We start from the raw sequence: 15,339 nt of genomic DNA, 5'->3' as shown, positions 1-15,339 counted from the left end.
CTCGAACCAGTATTTTCCGATCAATCCGGCGAGATAGGCCGTACCGCAGGCAGAGATAGCCAGGCTTGGAATGCTGGCGAAATCGATACCGGAAACCGTCTCGACGCGATTCTGTGTGAAGTCTATACAATGAGCAAGCGCATGGGCGGTGACCTCGGGCTGCTCGTAGATCTCCTTCTCCATGAAATGGCGATGGTTGCCCTTGTTGACCAGATAGGCCGCCGCCATGGAGGTCTGGCGCGGACGGGGTAACGCCGCTACCCGCTCGGCATTGGCCAAGACGATATGGCCTCGGCCGCAAACCGAAAGAACCCGAAATCCCGGCGCGGCGCCAGCGAAGCAGAGCCGCAAGAAGGTCGCAGCTTGATTTCTTCTACCAGAGATTCGTCCTGGAGTGTGCGGCTGCCGACGGCCTCATCTGCCCGGAATATGCAAGGGGCACCCCTTTCCTTTCAAAAAGCCTTTGGTTGTGCATTTTTGTGGTTGCATATCCGCGCCGCCATGTTTTTCAATTCACGCACAGGCTGCGTTCTTGCAAACGCCGCTTCGCATCGCACCGCAAAGGGTTTCGTGGTATGGGTACACCAAAATTCATCGCAGTCTCCCTCGCCCTGATGGTGACCGTCTCGTCGCCCTCCAAGGCTCGCACCCCCTTCACCAACGACACTGCCTCCCGCACCCAGGCCCTGGCCCTGTTGGAAACGCTCAACGCCGACCTGCTCAGCCACCCCAGCGCCACGCTCACGCTGGAACGGTGGTGTGGTGACCACGGGCTGGCGCCGGAGGCCAAGATTGTCGCCCATCGCGTGAAGGGTGACGACAAGCTGTTGCCGGATAGTGCTCGCCAGGCGTTGGGCATCAGCGCTGACGAGCCTGTGCGCTATCGCCGCGTGCAGCTTGCCTGTGGCGAGCTCGTACTCTCCGAGGCTGACAACTGGTACGTCCCGTCGCGCCTCACCCCCCAGATGAACCAGGTGCTCGACACCACCGACCAGCCGTTCGGGAAGGTGGTCCAGCCGCTGCACTTCCGCCGCCAGACCATCAGCGCCGAGCTGCTATGGTCGCCGCTGCCCAAGGGGTGGGAGATGGACGCGCCGCTGCCGGCTGCGGGAAAGGGGGCGCTGGTCATTCCCCACGAGGTGCTGCGGCACCGTGCCATGCTCTATAGCGGGGCGAACCAGCCCTTCAGCTTGGTGGTGGAGACCTACACTGCCGAAGTCCTGGCTTTCGGCCGCCGCTGAAAGGTCGCGAATTTTTGCGCTCTCGACCTGGCACTGACTGACGCCCCGGAGCGGCCCTGTCGCTATATATTTTGAATTACTTCCTATCGGAGGATATTCGACAAGAGGGGTGGCAGCTCACGCGCCGCGGGGTCATGGCGAGGGGCGATGAAGAAGGGGCGTACCTGGAAATGCGCTCGACGAGTCCGGCATTCATTTCCTGCTACACCCACTGCTTGTGCATCGCGGCCGGGTGTGAGCCGCACAACGATGTGAGTGCAATTCGAAGACCTTCGTCTGCCGGCGATGACTCTCGCCTGAGCAGGTCTCCCATTCCGCCCACCAGGTATCGATGCCACTGGCCATAAATTCGCGCGCGACCTTCATCAGCCAGTTCACGGTTGAATAGCTAGAAGGCTTTCGGCGGGCCGCTCTGCACGGGCAGGAACTGTGGAGGCTTCCTGTTCTTCAGCGCTCAATGCGATCCTTGACGAGTACCAGCAGTTTGGGCTCGCTATCCCCGACTATATAGACCGACGGTGGTAAAGCTTACGCCATATAGGCATGCCGCAATCGCGCTAAACCAACCAGACGCCGAGCGGATCCGGAAACTTCAACATCTCGCCGGTCTCGCCGACGACACAAACCGCCACCGCTCGCGAAAAAAACTAGTCCGGCATAAACGGCAATTCCCGATCTCCTTCTGCCAAGTCAGCTCAGAGCATCACGCCAGGTCCAGAAAGTGCAAAGCGTTCAGCGTGCTGAACCGAATACCGCATCTCTTCCGTAAACCGCTCCCCGCTTCATCTGTCCGTCCTTCCATCGGGGGCCGACTCTAATTCCAGGTGGAGGGATACTCAGTGACAGGTCACGTGTCCGGGAGGACTTTCTGCGCTGACGGTCCACCTGAACCTGTTAGCTGGATCCGGTTTGCGCCCGCCACAACCGAGCGTAAGCGCCATCTGTTGTCAGCAGATCGGCGTGCCTTCCCTCCTCAACAATCCTCCCCTTATCCAAGACCACGATCTTGTCGGCCCCACAAATGGTGCTCAGCCGATGAGCGATAATGATGATGGTCTTGCCGGCCCGACGCAAATCCTCAACCACTTGAAGTACAAACGCCTCGGCTACCGAGTCGAGAGAGGAGGTCGCCTCGTCGAGGATGAGAATCTCCGGATCCCGGTAAAGAGCCCGGGCCAACGCAAGGAGTTGCTTCTCGCCACCAGAGAGGCGGACGCCATTCTGGCCCAGGTACGCTTGGAAGCCACCCGGCCATCGCTCGATTAACTCCCGGAGCCCTATTTGGTCGCAGATCTGCAGGACCTTGTCCACGTCCGGCTCGAACTCACCAAGAGCGATGTTCTCGACCACCGAGCCCGAGAACACGTCGATCAATTGCGGCACCGCGGCGACAACCTTGCGCAGGTATTCGGTGGAGAGATCCTGGAGGGCATAGGGGCCGATCCGGATGCGTCCACTCTCAAGCGGGTAGACATTCTGCAGCAGCGCCGCAATGGTGCTCTTGCCAGAGCCGCTTTCCCCCACCACGGCCATCATCTCGCCCCGGCGGAATGTGACGCTGAGATCCTGGAAAAGCTCCTGCTGCGCGCCATGGCGGAAAGTGACGTTCTCCAGGCGGACATCCCCGAGTTCGGACTTGGTGGTATGGATGCCGCCGCCGCTTGCTGGCTCCAGGTCCAAGATCTCGAACAGGCGATCCGCCGCGACAAAAGCATCCTGAACCATCCGATTGGTTTGGATCAGGCTGGCAATCGGCCGGGTGACATAACCGAGCAACGTGTAGCACGACAGTAATTCGCCGGGAGTGATTGTCCGATCGAGAGCAAGCCTGGTTCCGAACCACATCAGCACGATGGTGAACAGGGTCGAGAGGAAAGTCGAGGCATTGTCTCCGAAGATCGAGATTAGGCCAGAGCTGTAGACGGAGTGCAGCATCTTGACGAAGCGGGTCTCCACCTTGAAGTTGTCGAAGCTCTCCATGCCGGAGGTCTTGATCGTGGAGACAGCTCCCAGTGATTCCACCAGTTGCGCCTCCAGATCGGCGGCGTGCTCCATGATGGCGCGCTGGTGCTTCCTATTCAGCCGGTTGATGATCCAATAGACGACGAGGTACAACGGGATTGACACCGCCATGGCCAAAGCGATCTTCCACGAGTAGACGCACATTAGCCCAAATGAAAACAGTATCGTTAGCACGTCGACGAAAATGTTGATCGAAATGTCGTTCAGGAAACTCCTGATCTTAACGGCGTCATTCATGCGGGAAACGACTTCGCCTATACGCATGCTGTCGAAGAACTTCTGAGGCAGGCTTAGGATGTGATTGTAGTAACCCAGGATCAAGTATACATCGATCTTCTGCCCCGTTTGCAGGACGAGCCGATTTCTGAGCAGATTGATCAGGACCTGTACAACCAGGATCAGCAGCATGGCGACGCTCATCAGGTTGAGCAGGTTACCGTTGCCCGCCACGATCACGTGATCGACGATCTTCTGAACGTAAATGGCCGTCGAGAGACCGAGGATCGTCGTCACCAGCGCCCCGACGAGAGCCTGAACCATCACCGCCCTGTGTGGCGCAAGCAGGCGTGCGAAGCGGGTTATGGGTGAGGTGGTCTCATCGCGACGCTTGAAGGTGTCTGCAGGAACCAGGAGCACCAGGACGCCAGTCCATTGCTCCTTGAACTCCGCGTGCGACAACTTGCGCATGTCACCATAGGCTGGGTCCATGACGGTGACCCACCTAGCGTCAATTGATTGGACTACAACGAAGTGGTGCAGGACTTCCTTGACGGCCATGTGCGCGATAGCAGGCTTTGGGATCTTGTAGAGGCTTTCGAAGCCACCCTTTACCCCTTTGGCAATAAAGCCCAGCTTCCGCGCTGCTTCCGTGAGGCCCTTCACGGTGGTGCCGGAACGGTCGGTCGAGGCGTACTGGCGGATGCGCGACAACGGCAGCCTGTGACCATAAAAGGCTGCCACGGAGGCAAGGCTGGCGGCGCCGCAATCGGTGACGTCACTCTGCTTGAACTTCATGGCTTTGCTCGACATGGCGGCTCACTGGCTGTTTGGAGAAAGTTGATTAAGCGCCCGCCAGGAGCGGATTGAGCCAATCGTCAGCCTCGTCGTAGAGGAGTTGCAGAAGTGTACGGTCGGCCAAGAGGAAGCGGGCCCGCACGGTCATGCCTTTCTTCAGTTGACCGAGCACGCCGTTTTTGAGTGTCAGGTGAGTGTGAGAAAGCACACAGCGCACCTTGAAAACCGGGTCACTGTCGTGGAGGGTGAAGTCCTGCGCCACATTGAGCACGGTCGCCTCAATGACACCCCATTGATTGTAGTTGAACGCATCTACTTGGAGCCGCACCGACTGGCCCGTTCGCACGAAGCCGATGTCATTGGGGGAGACATAGATTTCTGCCACCAGATCGCCGTCCGGCGAGACCCAAGCTACCGTTTGCCCGGCCTGGACGTAGCTGCCGGGGGTGAGGCCGGAGAATTGCTCGATGGCTCCTGATACGGGAGCTCGAATGTGGGTCAGCTCCCGTTCGTTCTCGAGCTGATGCAAGGTGGCCGTGAGTTCCTGGAGGCGTAGGTTAGCGTCGGAGAGCCGCTGGTTCCATTCTGCGGACTTGCCCCGAGCGAGGGTCTCGCCCTGGACCTCAATTGTCTTGAGGGCGAAAGCCTTCTCGTCAGCGACCTTTGCGGCCACTGCAGCGGTTGAGACCAGTCGCTCGGCGCGGTCGAGTTCCGCTGCCGCATTACTGCGGGCATATTGGTTTTCGCGCAGCAGGTTCAGAAAATGCGCCCGCTCGGCCGTGGCGGACTCGGTCAGGAGGCGGACCGGATCCTTGGCCTCCGTGCCCGAGGAGATCAGGGTTTTGAGGTCTCGGGCAAGGTCACTTTTGGCGCGAATATTGCCTCTAACCGCCCTGAGCTTTTCCTCGATCAACTCATCATTGAGCGCGAGGATCTCCTGCCCCTGGGCAACCGGGTCATTCTCAACGGCAAGAATATGAGTGACGCGTCCGGAGACGGGCGCGATCATTGGCGTCTTCTCGAGGATGGGACGAATGATACCGGCACTTTGGGCAGAGACCGTTACGGTGATTAGTGGCAGCGACACCAAAGTCGCAACCACAGAAAGCACAATCACTCTGTAGATGGCCAAAGACCGTCCTGAGGGCCGTGACACAATGCTCTCTGCGGTGTAGCCGGCAGTTTCCGGAGAAATGGAAACCGCCGAGCGATGTTTATTATGAAGCACAGCTAAATCGCGCATTTACCCTTTTGAATGAAGTAATTTCGATACCAGTATGCCCATCGCTACAATAGTCGCTAACGCGAAAATGGCATAAGCTGCAGCAAAAATCCAACCGCCTGAAATTGCAGTTGCCTCTTGAGGGGTCAGTTCTGTTACACCATATCCTGCCAAACCTGCCTTCATTTTTGTCTCCTTTTCTAAAAATCAAATAAAGGGCGATTCAGTGTTTCCGGTCGGCGTGTGCCGGCATACAACCGGGAGATCAAGAAACGTGCCAATTGCGCAGGACGCCTTAAGAGATACCGCGCTGCATGTCATTCAACAATTTTCACGGACGCGGCGGCGCGCCGGCCGAACGTCCAGTGTCGCGGAGCCGACAAACTCGACAACGATCGACCCGGGTAAGTCGCCAGCCGGCGCGAAGCCGGGAGTATCGCCCGGTTGTGGCAGTCATTTACGGTGCATCAGCCACTCCGCTAGTGCCGCCCCTGCCAGACCAAGTATTCCGAAAATCGCCAGCCCTAAGCCCCAACCGCCCAACCCAGCCGCAATTGCAGTTTCTTCTTGCGGGGTCAATTCTCTCACACCGTAAGCTGTCATATCTGCCTTCATCGTTGTCTCCTTTCCTAGAGATCAAATAAGAGGATGATTCAGTGTTTCCGGTCGGCGTCTGCGGGCCATAAAACCAGGACATCAAGTGTCGTGCCAACTGCGCAGGACGTCCTCCGAGATACCGTTCTGCATAGTATTCTATGGTTTCAACAGGCGCTCGGAATCGGCGGCATTCGGACAAAATGTGAGCGGTCGCGCGCACTGACGGTGGCGGCCGCAGGCAGCGGACCACACGCGAGCTCTTGTGTTCGGGGCAAGCTGAATGTCTGCTCTATTTGCCTCATCTCAGCCGTCATGGAAGGCTCACCGTGCGTCTGGTGTGGCTGAACATTTCGAACTCTCGCCGGCGGGTACATAATTGAAGAATCGCTCACATTCGTCGAGTTGACGATGGATTTATCCTCGTCCTGCCCCGTAGCGTGGTCGTAATGCCAAGCAAGCGCCGGGCCATCAGAAAAAAAATATTCGCGCAACAACATGACAGATCCCCAACAAATTGTTGCATTTCTGACATTGTCAAATAGCTGACAAAACGTCGAAATAGACTTGATGGCCAAAACGGCACCATCACCTCATCCATTCAGCATCAAAGTCCGCATGAACCTAGCCAATGCTGGTTCCAGATTGATGAAATCCTATTGGCATCAGGACGAATCGATTATAGTCTACTTGCGTGTGGCGATCGACTGGAGGTTGTCATTGCGTTCGTCAAGGCGTGTTGCTGAGTACGCTCGGGGAGATTCGGAGTCCGAGATGCGTAGGTTGATCCTCCTGTCAGCGGAACTGCCGCCGAAGGCGAGCGGCTGCCTCGCCCCGGTATCCCATCCCGACTGCGGCATCGCCGATGTGTCTCCGCGGCGGCAGGCTGCCACGCGTAGCTTGGACTGCCGCGGTCCTGGATGGACGAGCCGGCACGCGATAGAGCCGGTCGATTGCCGCGAAGATCGATCTGATGTCCAGAAGGCTCAGTATGCCACTTTCCATGGCAAGATGCCCCGAAGACGCGACCTCGGCACGGTGTCGGACTGTCGGGTCAAGTTGCCGGTTTCCGGCAAACTTTGGCTGATCATTTGATCGAAGCAGCGATTGGCGCGGTGGTCACGACCTTCATGATTGCGCTGGCAACCTTGCACTTAGTCTGCCTGTGACCAGGGTAAGTCAGTCGGCCCGCACTCTCCAGCCCCCCGCCAGACCGATTAACACACGGACCATTCAACCCAAACGACCAGTGCTGCTATGAATTTTAGCTTGATGGTGCCGCCGATCTCTCAACCCGGCGGATTGGTTTTAGCCGAACTCGCGAAAGAGGCGGGCGTGCAGCTGCCCGCGTCTGCCGACCCAGGCATGCTTGTGCAGAGCGGAGCGAGCCTTGAGGCGGCACAGTCATGTCATATCGCCTACATTGATCATGCCCGCTACACAGACGCTTTGCGTGCCACGAAAGCTGGCGTGTGTTTTGTCACGGAGCGTTTCGCGCATATGGTGCCTCCCGGCACCGTTCCCATCACCGTGCCGGATCCCCGCCTGGTTTATGCCAAGGTGCTTGCCCGGCTACATCCCGAGGCGTTGCGAGCCGCACCGCTTTTGGGCAATGCCAATGTCGCCGAGGGATGTTTCGTGCATCCATCGGCCCAGATCGGAGCCGGAGTCGTGCTCGATCCCGGCGTCGTCATCGGAGAGCGAGTTTTGGTCGAAGACGGGACCACAATCGGCGCCCATGCGGTGCTCGGTCCAGACGTGGTGATCGGTTGCGACTGCTCCATCGGTCCCAACGTCACCATCGCCCATAGCAGCCTGGGCGATCGCTCGATCCTCTATGCAGGAGCGCGTATAGGGCAGGATGGGTTCGGGTTCGCGATGAGCAAGCTAGGACATGTGAAAGTGCCGCAGCTCGGCCGGGTCACAATCGGCAACGACGTCGAGATTGGAGCCAATAGCACCGTCGATCGCGGCAGTGGCGGCGACACCGTGATTGGCGACGGGACGAAGGTCGATAATCTCGTTCAGGTTGCGCATAACGTGCGGATCGGGCGCCATTGCGTGATTGCTGCCCAGGTCGGGATCGCTGGCTCGACCGTGCTGGAGGACTATGTTGCCGTGGGCGGGCACAGCGCAATCGCAGGCCATCTGAACATCGGCGAGCGCGCCGAACTTGCCGCGGGATCGGGGTTCATGAGAGACGTGCCGGCAGGCGAACGCTGGGGTGGAATGCCCGCCAGACCGCTCAGAGAATGGTTCCGCGAACTGACGACGCTTAAGAAATTAGCGAACCGGAGCGGCGGCTGAACTCAGAGCGGCCTTGTTCCCGATCTGATTAACTTAAAGCGTGGACTTGCGGCTGAACTTCCGTCTTTGCATTCCCACTCTCCAGTTCCGTTAAACACCTTATCTCGGTGTCCACGAAACCGGCAGCAGGCCACTGCGTCATGGGCCGATCCGTCGGCGCTACGTGTGCGGTTGGCACTCGCACGAGACGCTTTGCCAATGCACGGATCGTTGTCCCGATCTTTCTCGCCGGATCACCCAGGACCAGGGTGTGCGAATTGCAGTGCCAGATACATATGTAAACCGGCATGGATGCTATGATAGTCTTTCTTCCATGTCCTATCGTCTCATTTGTCAAGGAGATCGGCTACAGCGGAGCCGACAGATGGAACATCAGTCTTCGAAGTAGAAAGCTCAGAACCCGATCAAAACCGGCCCACCGATTGGCTCCCGCCGGCATTCTGGCGCTTCATGAGGTGGATTCCTCGATGAGTTCCGCTCCCGTCCTCCAGTGCCGCTGCGACAGCCGGCCCGACGATGGCTGCTAGCTGACAATAGCATCGGAAATCGCCGGCCGGCTGATTGAGGCCCGAAGCAGCTGGATTGCGAACGCCAGCGCTGTTCTGCGAATGTCCAATCGGTGGCGGCACGGCCTCGCGGCTTTGTGCTTGGCGGATGGCACAGCACCGATACGATTTCTCCGGCCCGTCTTGCGCTTCAGCAATCCCGTTTGCGACGCTGATGACAAGCGCACTGCAGGATTCGAGCTTCCTTCTTGCCAACCGGCTCGCGTGACGCCTTTGTCATCAGAACGAGACTTTGAGCCCGAAAGAGGCGGACATTGACTGGAAGCTTGCCGCTGCCACATTCTTCTTCCAAGCGGAGCGTTTGCCGTCCTCCTCTACCAGCTCTTTGCCGAGTGCGTGAAACACCCGCTCGAATGAACCGGATAGATAGAGCGAAACACTAGGCGTCAATGCATAGTTGACGCCAACCGTCGCGCCGATCGTCGGCGCCGGATGCATGTCGTCATAGGTCCGGAAATCCCCCCAATGGTCGTCGATGCCCCTCATGCCGAGGCTCAAGCCACCCTGAACGCCGCCGCTGATCGTGAGATTGCCGAACGCCTGTTCGCCGCCCAAGCTGAGGAAGCCAACCGGAATCTTTTGTCGGTAGCTGATGCCTCTTTCCCAGTCTGGCCATGTCACGGGTAAATCCCGAAAGCCATCCTCGGAATGGATACCGAATCCGCCATAGGCCGTCCATTGGACGTCGGTGTAGCGGAAACCGGCGCCGACTGCGAAACTCCCGGTCTCATTGCGGTAGATGATCCGATCCAGTTCGATCGCTCCGGCGACATAGTGATCGAGTTCGGTCTGGGGATGGATTGAGCGGTCGCTCCAGTCGTCGTGGCCGGGGAAGTCCCAGTCGGTGTCGACCATGTGACCATTGCCGCCGCTGGCGCCGACGCTGACGTTGCCCTTCAAGCTCCAGTCATTGTCGATCTGCGCCTCGGCCCCGAGGGTGAAAAGCGTAACCCCCTTGCTCTGCCAGTTCAGTTGGCTGCACTTTTCGTCCGTGCCGGTGCAGCCATCGCCATAGACAAATTCCTGGGCCTTGATGGTGGCGATGCCAATTCCGCCGAAAACGATGAAATTGCCGTCGTTGGGGGAAAACAGAACGTCGTCCGCGGCGGCGAATGACGAGGTGGCCATCAGAAAACAGAAAGTGACTACGGATCCGATGACAGCGGGCTTCATCAACTCGCCGCGTGTTTCGGCCAGCGCCTCCGTGTCAGGCCCGAGATTTCTTACGTCAGATACGCCGTGTGATGCTTCAGACTTGCATTCTGCGCGCGCCACCGCTGTTGATGGGCCGGCTTGGCGCTGCTCTCGCGCGGCTGCCCGCGTCCGGCCGTTCGGCGACTGCCCGTATGTTCGGAGCATGTTGTTGTCCTTTGCTGGAGAGTGATCGAATTGGCAGGCCTGTGCAGGAGCGCGGCGTGGATACGCCTGACGATCCGCTGAGCCGCCGCGGAAACTTGGGGAACGGCCTTAGGAAGTGTCCCTTCAGCGAGGCGCTCAACGACTTGGCACCGCTGCGGCTCGCTCAGGACGTGCGGCGACCGGGCTTCTCATCGTCAGCCGTCGGCCGCGCCCCGAGATTCTATCAGTCTGCATATTCGGCAGGCATTGCTACAGGCATGCCATTCCGACTCGGACTCGAACCGGCCGCAGTTGGCGTCGCTCTCCGTGTTTAATGCCTTTTCGGCGCGGCTGCATGCAGACCCCCTGGTCGTTCGCGAAGGACGTTGCCCTTGTCCAACGCAATGGCCGTGCCAAATCGGAAAACCCTTGGAAGCAGAGGGATCGTGGGACAGCGCAGTGTGTCTGATGTCGGATTTGTCAGAAAGCCGACAACGCGTGCAACTGCTGAAATGTCGGAAATGCCACCAGCCAAGTCTAAGCGCTTTCGGAAGTGGCGCGCCTGAGGCCCCACACACATGCAGGGATTGCTTGCGTGCTAGGCGTTGCTACCGCGCCCCTTGGGGCTAAAACCCATTGGTTCTTCGAGGGGGCTACCCGGCGCAGTTGCGTTGAATGTCTGCATCAGCGATTGACGTGCGCTTGCCCGCACTCGTCCGGCGTGCTCTTATTCCGCTCGATTTTCGGAGGTGCCACGACGACAGCACAAGCGGCTTCGACGGCGTTCGGCGCCCGTTCCGTCGGCACCACGCAATACTCCGCATCTTCAATATTTTCACCGGGCCGCTGTGAACGGACAAAGGGCGCATCCTCAAGACCATCGGCCATTATGGCAGCTCGTCGGCACAACGATCACTTCGATGCGATCGAGCACGGGGGCAAAACCAATTCGCGCTGGCGAATGCTATTAGCCGCAGTTGGCGCGCGTGGCTGAGGGGGCATTTCTGATTCGGGGGCCGTCACCGACTTTACTTGTTGCAAATCGACACTACCCGGGACTGGCGGCCAATTTGGCGTCAAGGCGGACGGCCAGCGCGGGTGCTACTGGGGGAAGCGGTTCGTTATGCGGGAAGATTTTAGATGTTGCATTTAAGTTCTTTTGCAAGGCCGGTGGTGGTTCAGCTCTCTCCTCATGAGCGTGAGCGCACCATTTTCGACGTGAACGACGCAGCCAAAATGCTGCTTCGTAATTTCCCTCACGAGACCGAGAAACGAAAGCTGGCAATGGACGCATGTCTTCAAGTTCTTCGCGGCGAGGCTCGGCCGCCCGCCGCCAGGAGAGCCTTTGTCGCCGCTGCATTGGAGGCCAAAATACTGCGTGGTGACTAAAGCCGCTTCGGCTGCAGGATAGGGTTGAGTCAGGTCGCCAGCGGATTCTTCGCTGATCCGCACGCCAGCAGGCGAGTTGGGCCAACCAGGGCGGCCCAGACAAAGCAGCCGAGCACCACGGCCTTTTCGGCGTACGGCAATGCAGCTTTGGCCGCAGAATTGTCAGTAAAGGTACCGATCTGTTCTGAGGAACTTTGGCGCTGTACAAACGATGGGAAAGCGAGACGTCATTGACCTGCTCAGGGCGATCGCTAGATTGCCGCCGCGCGGGGTAAGAGCCCCCGCTTGCCAACAAAGGAATATTCGCGTGGCTACAGGTACGGTGAAGTGGTTTAATTCAACAAAGGGCTTTGGGTTCATCCAACCCGACTCCGGTGGCCCGGACGTTTTCGTTCATATTTCTGCCGTTGAACGTGCTGGGCTGAGGAGCCTAGCCGATGGTCAAAAGGTTAGCTACGAGATCGAGCAGGACCAGCGAACTGGAAAATCGTCTGCAGGCGCCCTTCGCGCAATTTAAGTTGCTCAAAGGCCCTGGATGGCTTTGCAAAATCGACCTCCGCACCCGTGGGTGGCAGCCTGTCTGCCGCCCTTCGCGGGAACCCGGTCTCCGTTCCAATTTAATTTTGCAGGAGGCTCACTCATGAATCTACAAAGGCCCGACGGTCACCGTCAATGAATTGCGTCCATTCGAAATGCGCGACCATCTTGACGAGAGCTTGGTCGATGGAGCCGATACCGTCGCGCAAAGAAGAAAACGCCGGTTCCTAGGCGAGGAATTGTCGAGAACCGTACCACGCGCCGGGATTGCATGCCTCCTATATGCAGCAGACCGATCCCCGGCATCCAATGAAAGCGCCCTCGCCTGCGGCGCGAGATGCGCGGAACGGGTTGATTGCTGTCCGGTAGGATTCCCAAGGCGCGTCACTGAATGGATGCATGCGCGAGCGCAGAAGAAAACCTGCGTCAGCATGCATCCCGAGTCTTTTCCAGGGTGGTTCGATCCGGCACAGACTCGATGGCGGGGGGCTTGGGGTTTCGAGCCAGTGCCGGACCGAACCGTCTTAGGCAACGCCGTGTATGTGTTCGGAGAACACGGCAACGGCGCGGTTAAATTGCGGCAGTAATGTGGCATCGAATCACCAATTCCAACACGCGCAGCCCAAAAGTGACCGTATGTTCGGACATAGCCTGCCACCAGGCTTGCGGTTCATTTTGAAGCGAGCCGCGAAAGAGTGCGGCCAAATTATAAGGTCGAAGTACTGACCAGCGGCGGCGATGCCGTAGTGGTCTGGCGTCCTGTTGTGTTGCTCCTACGGCACAACGTGCGACCGCATGCACCTCGCCCTAGGGGTGCCCTTTCTGTTGGCGCAAACTCGGCACATCATCAAAGTGCAACCAATGAATGAGCGCGACGCCACTGCGCAGATTGCCGCTCGTTCTCGTCAGTGCCCGAGCAGTGGGTCAAGCGCCGCGCTTAGCTGACTCACCGCCATCGTCAGTGTCCCTCGCTCCCCTTCTGTGTCGTCGACCTGCAGCATGCGGTTGTGGCACGAGCGGTCTTGCGTACTCGGGCCCGGCCGCTATCCGGGCGGCCTGAGAGTGGCGCTGCGCGCACGCGATCAACTGACGGCCGGTCAAAACCTGCCGACCATTCGGGATCGCAATCGATGCGACCTGGAGCATCTATACGCCATACTAAGCGTCGCCGAAGTGGCCCCTGTCTTGCTCCTCTCTCTACCTGATCGGCGCTGCATCGGTCGCAACAGACGCTTCAAGGAAATTCATGGACTCTTCGCAATTCGAAGCGTCCGGGAATGTTAGACCTATTGCAACATCTACGGTCAGCGAGGCAACGCTATAGGGCGGATCGGCCGTCTAACGGCGGCAGACCACTTTACGGGAAACACGGAGAAAGATGCATGCCTAGCTTTTCAGGGAGATAAACACGTTAGTTGAATTTCTTGACCGAAAATCTCGTCTCTCATCAGTATTCACGGACGAACAATCGCACTTCAATGGACAAGCTGATTTATTTGCAAGGATCTATGATTGCCGATGATGACACTCGTCAATCGCTTAAGGGCGGCAGCACATCTTGATCGGCTTCGAATCCTTGGGCTTTGCGCACATGCAAGCCTAACGGTTAGCGAGTTAGCCGAAGTTCTGGGGCTGCGTCGCAAGCTCGTTGGACGACACGTCCAGCGGCTCGCTGAGGCTGACTTTCTTTGCTGCAACCAACAGCGTCAGTGGTCGTCGCATCATCTCAAAGCGGGAGGCAGAGACGGCGGTCTGGTTCAACTGCTGGTCGATCTACTGCCACACCAAGCCGGCGATCATGAACGAGACCTACAACGCCTCGAAGCAATACAGGATAGCGCTCGAAGGAGACCGCCTGGTAGCCATGAGATGTATCCATTCAATTGGACTGGAAAAAGTGCCATGGAAAATTCCACCGCCAGTGCAAGCGCGCAGCTCAATACCTATGGACGGTCTGCCTTGGCCGCGGTGGATTCCCGCGTTCACGAACTGCTTCTGAGGCAGGAGCGGCAGGAGAGGACGACGCTCAAACTGATCGCATCGGAGAACTTTGCCTCCTCGGCGGTGCTGGAAGCGACCGGCTCCATTTTCACCAACAAATACGCCGAGGGATACCCTGCAGCGCGCTACTATGCGGGAAACGCGATTGTTGATGAGTTGGAGAAGCTCGCCATCGAGCGCTTGAAAGCGCTGTTCGGAAGTGAGCACGCAAACGTCCAGCCTTACTCCGGCTCGCCAGCCAATCAGGCCATCTATCGAGCACTTTTGAGTCCCGGGGACAGAGTCATGGGATTGCCCCTCCCCGAGGGTGGCCATCTCACTCATGGTTGGGCTGTCAACTTCTCTGGAACTGATTATCAACGCGTTCCCTATGGGCTGCACGAAAAGACACAGCAAATCGACTATGACCGTTTGCGCCAGGCAGCCAAGCGGGAGCGGCCGAAACTCATTTGGGTCGGGGCAACTGCTTATCCGCGGGTCTTTGACTACGCCACAATGGGCGAAATCGCCCTGGAGGCCAACGCCTATCTCGTGGCCGATATCGCGCACATTAGTGGGCTGGTTGTTTCAGGAGCGCATCCAAATCCCGTAGGCTATTGCGACGTCGTAAGCAGCACGTCCCACAAGTCGATCCGAGGTCCCCGCGGCGGTTTCATTTTGTCCAGGAACGAGGATCGCTATCAATCGCTCTATCATCCGAACAGCAAATACAATCTCGCCAAACGTATAGATCGCGCCGTCTTCCCTCAACTGCAAGGCGGGCCCCATATGAACACCATCGCCGCGCTGGCTGTCGCTTTGCACGAAGCCGCGAACCCCTCATTTCGTAGGTACGGTCAGCAGATCGTCAAGAATGCCAAGGCTCTTGCCCAGGCCCTTCTGGAGCGAGGCTATGATCTAGTCACCGGCGGGACTGACAATCACATGCTGATACTTGATCTTCGGGATCGCCCGCTGTCAGGCAAGTCCTATGCCGAGAGGCTAGACCACATGTTCGCCTGAGGTAGGGCGACCCGTCTCACAGTATGCAGGTTATCGAGGGTTGCGCTGGATATCCCGGCGCCGAGCCTCATGCATAGGAGACGGGCCATGGACGAGCATATCACCT

At 58.3% G+C, this 15,339-nt stretch carries 12 protein-coding genes and 2 pseudogenes; 5 read left to right on the top strand and 9 right to left on the bottom strand.

What is annotated here, in order from left to right; translation table 11 throughout:
• Window positions 1-246, bottom strand: a pseudogene (locus CKW40_RS40820) (glutamine--fructose-6-phosphate transaminase (isomerizing)); the annotation flags it as partial.
• A gap of 329 nt (window positions 247-575) precedes the next feature.
• Between CKW40_RS40820 and CKW40_RS40815 the strand changes: the two are divergent.
• Window positions 576-1,241 (top strand): hypothetical protein, encoded by a 666-nt coding sequence (locus CKW40_RS40815; protein ID WP_095205218.1) that lies wholly within the window; start codon window positions 576-578, stop codon window positions 1,239-1,241.
• Between the two features lie 894 nt (window positions 1,242-2,135).
• On the opposite strand, the gene CKW40_RS40810 is transcribed toward CKW40_RS40815, so the two are convergent.
• The 5 genes from CKW40_RS40810 to CKW40_RS43490 all read right to left on the bottom strand — a co-directional run bounded on the left by CKW40_RS40810 (window position 2,136) and on the right by CKW40_RS43490 (window position 6,593).
• Complete coding sequence (locus CKW40_RS40810; protein ID WP_095205217.1) at window positions 2,136-4,292, bottom strand: peptidase domain-containing ABC transporter; 2,157 nt, start codon at window positions 4,290-4,292, stop codon at window positions 2,136-2,138.
• A 31-nt stretch (window positions 4,293-4,323) separates the two neighbouring features.
• Window positions 4,324-5,409 carry an HlyD family secretion protein gene (locus tag CKW40_RS40805; RefSeq protein WP_095205216.1) on the bottom strand — a complete coding sequence of 362 codons (1,086 nt, stop codon included), beginning with the start codon at window positions 5,407-5,409 and terminating at the stop codon, window positions 4,324-4,326.
• Between the two features lie 111 nt (window positions 5,410-5,520).
• Window positions 5,521-5,685 (bottom strand): hypothetical protein, encoded by a 165-nt coding sequence (locus CKW40_RS44260; RefSeq protein WP_179298302.1) that lies wholly within the window; start codon window positions 5,683-5,685, stop codon window positions 5,521-5,523.
• A 267-nt stretch (window positions 5,686-5,952) separates the two neighbouring features.
• Entirely contained in the window at window positions 5,953-6,114 is a 162-nt protein-coding gene (locus CKW40_RS44255; RefSeq protein ID WP_179298301.1) for a hypothetical protein, read from the bottom strand.
• Between the two features lie 146 nt (window positions 6,115-6,260).
• Window positions 6,261-6,593 (bottom strand): hypothetical protein, encoded by a 333-nt coding sequence (locus tag CKW40_RS43490; RefSeq protein WP_143748511.1) that lies wholly within the window; start codon window positions 6,591-6,593, stop codon window positions 6,261-6,263.
• A 772-nt stretch (window positions 6,594-7,365) separates the two neighbouring features.
• Between CKW40_RS43490 and lpxD the strand changes: the two genes are divergently transcribed.
• The gene (lpxD, locus tag CKW40_RS40795; protein WP_095205214.1) at window positions 7,366-8,400 is read left to right on the top strand and encodes a UDP-3-O-(3-hydroxymyristoyl)glucosamine N-acyltransferase; all 1,035 of its coding nucleotides are present in this window, start codon (window positions 7,366-7,368) and stop codon (window positions 8,398-8,400) included.
• 785 nt (window positions 8,401-9,185) lie between these two features.
• Here lpxD and CKW40_RS40790 read toward each other — a convergent pair.
• Together CKW40_RS40790 and CKW40_RS43485 are read right to left on the bottom strand one after the other, a co-directional pair.
• Window positions 9,186-10,139 (bottom strand): omptin family outer membrane protease, encoded by a 954-nt coding sequence (locus tag CKW40_RS40790; protein WP_095205213.1) that lies wholly within the window; start codon window positions 10,137-10,139, stop codon window positions 9,186-9,188.
• Between the two features lie 849 nt (window positions 10,140-10,988).
• The gene (locus CKW40_RS43485) at window positions 10,989-11,192 is read right to left on the bottom strand and encodes a hypothetical protein (RefSeq protein WP_143748510.1); all 204 of its coding nucleotides are present in this window, start codon (window positions 11,190-11,192) and stop codon (window positions 10,989-10,991) included.
• 252 nt (window positions 11,193-11,444) lie between these two features.
• Between CKW40_RS43485 and CKW40_RS40785 the strand changes: the two genes are divergently transcribed.
• Both CKW40_RS40785 and CKW40_RS40780 read left to right on the top strand, forming a co-directional pair.
• Complete coding sequence (locus tag CKW40_RS40785) at window positions 11,445-11,693, top strand: DUF982 domain-containing protein (protein WP_095205212.1); 249 nt, start codon at window positions 11,445-11,447, stop codon at window positions 11,691-11,693.
• 307 nt (window positions 11,694-12,000) lie between these two features.
• The gene (locus CKW40_RS40780) at window positions 12,001-12,210 is read left to right on the top strand and encodes a cold-shock protein (protein ID WP_095205219.1); all 210 of its coding nucleotides are present in this window, start codon (window positions 12,001-12,003) and stop codon (window positions 12,208-12,210) included.
• Window positions 12,211-13,844: 1,634 nt separating this feature from the next.
• Here the strand turns inward: CKW40_RS40780 and CKW40_RS44250 are convergent.
• Window positions 13,845-13,991: a hypothetical protein gene (locus tag CKW40_RS44250; RefSeq protein WP_179298300.1), complete on the bottom strand. Its 147-nt coding sequence runs from the start codon at window positions 13,989-13,991 to the stop codon at window positions 13,845-13,847.
• Between the two features lie 141 nt (window positions 13,992-14,132).
• Between CKW40_RS44250 and glyA the strand changes: the two are divergent.
• A pseudogene (gene glyA, locus CKW40_RS40775) lies at window positions 14,133-15,215 on the top strand (serine hydroxymethyltransferase); the annotation flags it as partial.
• Window positions 15,216-15,339 lie beyond the last annotated feature (124 nt).

The organism is Mesorhizobium carmichaelinearum (assembly GCF_900199455.1).
Classification (GTDB): Bacteria; Pseudomonadota; Alphaproteobacteria; order Rhizobiales; family Rhizobiaceae; genus Mesorhizobium; species Mesorhizobium carmichaelinearum.
Note: the sequence above shows the minus strand (reverse complement) of the source record. Positions and strands in the feature narration are given on the sequence as shown.